The organism is Streptomyces solincola (assembly GCF_002982015.1).
GTDB lineage: Bacteria > Actinomycetota > Actinomycetes > Streptomycetales > Streptomycetaceae > Streptomyces > Streptomyces solincola.
On sequence record NZ_PVLV01000653.1, the window covers coordinates 1 to 5,622 of the forward strand.

Annotated in this window: 3 protein-coding genes; 1 reads left to right on the top strand and 2 read right to left on the bottom strand. The window is 77.2% G+C overall.

Translation table 11 applies throughout. The features are described from left to right. Nucleotides 1–26 precede the first annotated feature (26 nt). Nucleotides 27–2,240 (top strand): hypothetical protein, encoded by a 2,214-nt coding sequence (locus C6N75_RS28825; protein WP_181160662.1) that lies wholly within the window; start codon nucleotides 27–29, stop codon nucleotides 2,238–2,240. Here the strand turns inward: C6N75_RS28825 and C6N75_RS28830 are convergent. Beyond that, nucleotides 2,171–4,633, bottom strand: coding sequence for a right-handed parallel beta-helix repeat-containing protein (locus tag C6N75_RS28830; protein WP_105871791.1), 2,463 nt, complete (start codon nucleotides 4,631–4,633; stop codon nucleotides 2,171–2,173). The genes C6N75_RS28825 and C6N75_RS28830 overlap by 70 nt on opposite strands. 124 nt (nucleotides 4,634–4,757) lie before the next feature. Next, complete coding sequence (locus C6N75_RS28835; protein ID WP_105871792.1) at nucleotides 4,758–5,366, bottom strand: Rv1733c family protein; 609 nt, start codon at nucleotides 5,364–5,366, stop codon at nucleotides 4,758–4,760. Nucleotides 5,367–5,622 lie beyond the last annotated feature (256 nt).

Here is a 5,622-nt window from a genome sequence, read left to right on the forward strand (position 1 = left end):
GCATCCAGTGCGCGAGGTTGACCACCATGAACGGCAGGAGCAGCAGCCACAGGGCGCCCGAGCGGTTCGCCGACGGCCTGGTGCCCGAGGCGTACTGCTGGTCCGGCCTGACCTCCGGCAACGGCTCGCGCGCCCTGTGGCTGCTGCTCCTGCCGTTCATGGTGGTCAACCTCGCGCACTGGATGCGCCCGCCGGCGACGCGGCACTCGGCCGCCGTCCGCGCGTACGGGACGCTGGTGCGCCTGGTCGCGCTCAGCCTGACCGTGCTGCTCACCGCCGCCGCCTGCGAGGTCGCCCTCGACCTCGTCGCCTGGCAGTGCGCCGGATCCGCCGCCTGCGCCGGGTCCCGGTCCTGGCTCGGCTTCCTCGCCGCGGACGGCGGCGGCTGGTGGTCCCAGCCCGGCCGCCGGCTCGCCCTCGCCGCCGTGCTCCCCACCGCGCTGGTCGCCCTGCTGTGGTTTCTCTCCCACCGCACCTGGAGCGCCTACGAGGCCCAACGCCCTCCGCGCGGAAATCCGGAGCCCGACGCGGCCGAACAGGCGCGGCCCCCGCTGGGCCGGCCCGGGTTCTGGTACGGGCGCCGGCTGGTCGCCCGGCTGCGCGCCGCGCACACCGCCGCCGGGCTGCTCACCGTGGCCGCCGCGCTGAGCGGCGCCGCCGCCCGCCACGACCGCACCCTCACCGGCTCGCTCCTTCAGACCGCGCTGCTGCTCACCGGGGTGCTCGTGGTGGGGGTGGTGTGCCGCCGGGGCCGGGGCGAACGCCGCCCGGACGACCGGGTCGACCGGGCCCTGGTGAGCTGGCTGCCCGCCGCCGCCACCGCCCTGCTGCTGCTCTCCGCCCTGTACGCGGGCTGGTCCCGCCCCGCGTGGCGCTCGGCCGGCACCCTCCCCGGCGACGCCGCCTTCAGCGTGCTCACCCTCGCCCAGGGCGCGCTGATCCTGGCGCTGGCCGCCACCGCCTGGGCGCTGCACCGCCGCGCCCCCGCCGGCCGCACCGTGCTGGGCGGGCTCGGCGGTCCGGCCGTCGCCACGCTGGCCTGCGCCCTCGGCGGGGTGATGACCGGCGGCGTCTCCCAGCGGGTCGCCGACTGGCTCGACGGGCCGGCGACCCCCGGCGCCGGCGAAGGGCCCATCGCCGGCCCGCCGGTGCTGCTGAGCTGGCAGGCCTCGGTCATCCCGGTGCTGCTGGCCCTGCTCCTCGTCCCGCTGCTGCACCTCGCGGTGCGCACCGCCGTCACCGCCCGCCGGCTCGGCCCGGTCGTGGAGTCGCAGTACCCGGACGAGCGGCCCGACCCGGTGCGCACCCGCCGGATCGCCGCCACCCGCGCCCGGGCCGCCCTCACCGACGCCGCACCCGGACTGGTGGGCCTGGTGTCCGGCGCCACCGTGCTCCTCGGCGCCGGCGCGGTCGCCGGGGCGTGGGCCGAAGGGGCCGTGCCGGGGCAGGCGTTCGCCGGGGCGCACGCCTTCGTGCGGGCCGTCGCCGAGACGGCGCAGGCCCTCGGGTCCTGGCTGGTCGGCCTCGGCTTCGTGCTGCTGGTCACCTGGGGCCGCCGGGCCTACAAGGACGCCTCCGCCCGGCGCACCATCGGCATCCTGTGGGACGTCGGCACCTTCTGGCCGCGCGCCGCGCACCCCTTCGCCCCGCCCTGCTACGCCGAGCGGGCGGTGCCCGACCTGGCCTGGCGGATGGCGTCGTGGACCGGGCGCACCGGCGGCCGGCTGGTCATCTCCGGCCACTCCCAGGGCAGCGTGCTGGCCGCCGCCGCGGTGTGGCAACTGCCGGCCGGCACCCGCCGCCGGGTCGCGCTGCTCACCTACGGCTCCCCGCTGGAGCGGCTGTACGGGCGGTGGTTCCCCGCCTACTTCGGGCCCGCCCAACTGGGTGCGCTGCACCGGGAGCTGTACTGCTGGCGCAACCTGTGGCGGCACACCGACCCGATCGGCGGCCCGGTCCGGGTGCCCGCCGAGGGCGGCAAACCGGAGGTGGACCACCGCGCGCTGCGCGACCCGGTGGCCTACGGCCGAACCCCCGACCACCCGCTGCCCGAACCGGTGCTCGGCCACAGCGACTACCAGGCCGACCCGGTCTTCGCCAAGGAGCGCACCGTGCTGCTCGACCGGCTGCCGCCGGCCCTGCCGCTGCCCGCCCCGCGCACCCCCGGCGGCTACGCGGACGGCGCCCCCGACAGCGGCTCCGGGACGCCGCCGGGAAGCGCGGGCAGGTCCTCCGGGTAGAGCAGGGTCAGGTCGTCGGTGCTCATCTCGGCGAGCCCGGCGACCCGGCCCGCGTGCCGCTCCACCATCGACTCGAAGGTCTGCCGGGCGGTGCGGCCGTTGCCGAACGCCGGGCCCTTGGGCAGCTCGGTGAAGTACTTGGCCAGCGCCTCCGCGGTGCCGTCCGCCAGCGCGTACTCGTGCTCCTCGGCCTGCTGCTCGACGATCCGCACCAGCTCGCCGGGCAGGTAGTCGGTGAAGGTGATGGTCCGCGAGAACCGGGACGCGACCCCGGGGTTGACGGTCAGGAAGCGCTCCATCTCGGCGGTGTAGCCGGCGACGATCACCACCACCGCCTCCCGGTGGTCCTCCATCAGCTTCACCAGCGTGTCGATGGCCTCCCGGCCGAAGTCCCGCCCCGAGTCCTCCGGGGAGAGCGCGTACGCCTCGTCGATGAACAGCACCCCGCCGCGCGCCCGGTCGAACGCCTCCTGGGTGCGGATGGCGGTGGAGCCGATGTGCTCGCCGACCAGGTCCACCCGGGACACCTCGACCAGGTGCCCGCGCTCCAGCACGCCGAGCGCGGCCAGGATCTCCCCGTACAACCGGGCCACCGTGGTCTTGCCGGTGCCGGGGGAGCCGGTGAAGACCAGGTGCCGGCGGACCGAGGCGGCCTTCAGCCCGGCCTCCTGCCGCAGCCGGCCGACCTCGATCATGTTGGTGAGGGTGCGCACCTCGCGTTTGACGCTGTCCAGGCCGACCAGCGCGTCCAGTTCGGCCAGCACGTCCTGGGCCGCGCGGATCTCGGCCGGATCCGGTGCGGGGGCGGGGGCCGCCGGCTGGGCCGGGACCCGGCCCGTGGCCTGGACCGGGGACACCTCGCCGAGCAGCCCACCCTGGGACGGCGCCAGGGCCGGCTCCGCCGGCAGCGCGGCCGCCGCCCGCGTCCCGCTCTCGTCCCCGGCGCAGTCCTCGGCCACCGGCCCGTCCTCTCCCAGCTCGTACCCGCCGCGCGCGCACCGCTCGGTGCGGCACCGGCGCAGCACCGTGCGGCAGCCGTCCATCACATGGAAGCCGTAGCCGCCGCTGCCGGTGACCCGGCAGCCGCTGAACGTGCCGCGCCCCTCGGCCGAGACGTAGAACCCGGCCTCGGCGGGCGAGCTGACGGTGCAGCGCTCCACCGACGGGTCGGCGCCCTTGGTGACGATCACCCCGGTCTGCACGCCGTCGAAGGTGCAGTCGGCCAGCGTGCCGCCGCTGCCGTGGTCGCGGAACCAGGCCCCGGTGGACGCCTCCCGCACCCGGCAGTCGTCCAGTTCGGCCGTCGCCCCGTCGCTCACCGACACCGCCGTGTTGCGGACCTGGGACAGGTCGCTGTCCACCACGTTCACCCGCGAGCCCCGGTCCAGCACGAACAGCGCGTCCGGCACGTCGTGCACCCGGCAGGACTCCAGCACGGCCGTCGCCCCGTCGCTCACCCACACCGCCGGGTAGTCACCGGAACTGTCGTGGATCTCGCAGCCGTTGGCGTCCACCCTGGTCCCCGGGTCCCACACCGAAAGGCCGTTGCGCCCGAAGCGGCGCACCGTGGAGCGGGTCAGCGTCAGCACCGAGCGGGAGCGCAGGTCCACCGCGTTCTCCGGCACGTCGTGGATGTCGCAGTCGGCCAGGGTGAGCACCGCGTCGGTGTCCAGCACCACCCCGTCGCCAGTGGTGCGGTGCACCCGGCAGTCGGTGAGGTGCGCGGCGGCGCGGGCGGCGATCCGCACGCCGCTGCCCTGGATCTCGTACACCTCGCAGCCGACCGCCTCCAGACCGCTGCCCTCGCCGGTGACCGCCAGGCCCGCGCCGGCGGCGTGGTGCACCCGGCAGCGCTCGAGGCGCGGGTGCGCCCCGCCGCCGACCACCACACCGGACTGCCCGGCCGCGACGACCTCGCACTCCTCGAACACCCCGCCCGCGCCGTCCAGGACGCCGATGCCGACGCCCGCCGGGTTGTCCACGGTGCAGCGCCGCAGGGTGGGGCGGGCCGCGCCGCGCACCTCCACCCCGGCCGCCGAGCGGGTGGTGATCCGCAGGCCGGTCAGCTCCGGGGTGCCGTCCTCCACCAGGACGGCCGGCGCGGAACTGTCCTGCCCCTCCACCTGGAGGTCCAGCACCACGGCGGAGGCGCGCACGGTCAGCGGCACCCCGTCGACCGGGGCCAGCCGCACCGGACCGGCCGCCCCCTCCGCGCCGCGTACGGTCACCGCCCGGTCCAGCACGAGGTTCTCCCGGTAGGTGCCGGGGGAGAGGGTGAGCACGTCGCCGTCGCCGGCCGCCTCCAGGGCCGCGGCGAGGGAGGCGTACTCGCCCGTGCGGCGCCGCCACCGCGATGTGCCGGTGTGCGTCACCTGGACCGTGCCCTGTGCCATGGTGCTGCTCTGCCCCCACCTCGTCGTGCCGGCGGCCCCGCGAGGGCCGCCTGTGGAACGGTCGCACCACCGTAGCGTGCGGGGCGGGGCGGACGTGGCCGGTCGGCCGGGGCCGCGGAGGCGGTCAGCTCCCGGCGCCGGTGCGCCCCCAGTCGGGGCCCGTCCCGGCCCACTCGCGGTCCAGCCACGCGTACCGCCGGCGCACCATCCGCCACACGGTCAGCCGGCGCGCGCCCTCGACCAGCCCGGCCGCCAGCAGGGCGGTGCCGATCCCGGCGAGCACGGCCTGCTCCCGGGCGTCGTCCGGGCTCATCGGCCGTCCGACCGGGCGCCCCCGGCCGTCCGTCCACAGCGCGAAGGTGTCGCCCGGCTGCCAGGAGTCGGCGCGAGCGGCGGGCAGCGCGCCGGTGACCCGGTCGCCGCCCGGTGTCGCCCAGTACGCCTTGACCATCGGCCGCACCTGCCGGGTGAGCGCCGCGTCCGGGTCGCCGGCCGGGGCCTCGCCCTCGACGGGCCCGATGACGTGCGCGGTGGTGAGGTGGTGGCGCGCGCTGTGCAGCTCCGCCGACTGCTGGAGGGAGGCGCCGGTGGCCGCGCCCACCGCCCATCCGGCGGCCGGGGCGGCGAGAAGAAGGAGCAGCAGGGCGACGAGCGCCACCCATGCCTCGGCGAGGTCCGTTGGCCGGCGCAGGGGATTGTGCCGCCAGCGCCGGAGTCCGAGAACCGCACGCACAGGCCCGCACCCCCTTTCCTGACGACGTGCCCGCAATCCCGCGGTGTCGCGCCGTCCGCCGCACCGGACCGGCCCGGTGCGCGGTGGCTCCGGGATCCGGCGCCGACGCGTCCGCGAAGGGCCCGGGTTCCCGCGAGCGCCCGGCCTATGCGGCGCGGCCGCGGCTGTCCGGAACGCACCGGTCCGCCGATCATTCTACGGCCGGTCAGGCGGCGCGCGGAAAGCCGTGGCGGCAGGGGCCGAAGGGGGGCGGGAG

Coding starts and splice junctions, on each gene's coding strand:
- C6N75_RS28825 (WP_181160662.1), top strand. CDS start 27: ATGAACGGCAGGAGCAGCAGCCACAGGGCGCCCGAGCGGTTCGCCGAC.
- C6N75_RS28830 (WP_105871791.1), bottom strand. CDS start 4,633: ATGGCACAGGGCACGGTCCAGGTGACGCACACCGGCACATCGCGGTGG.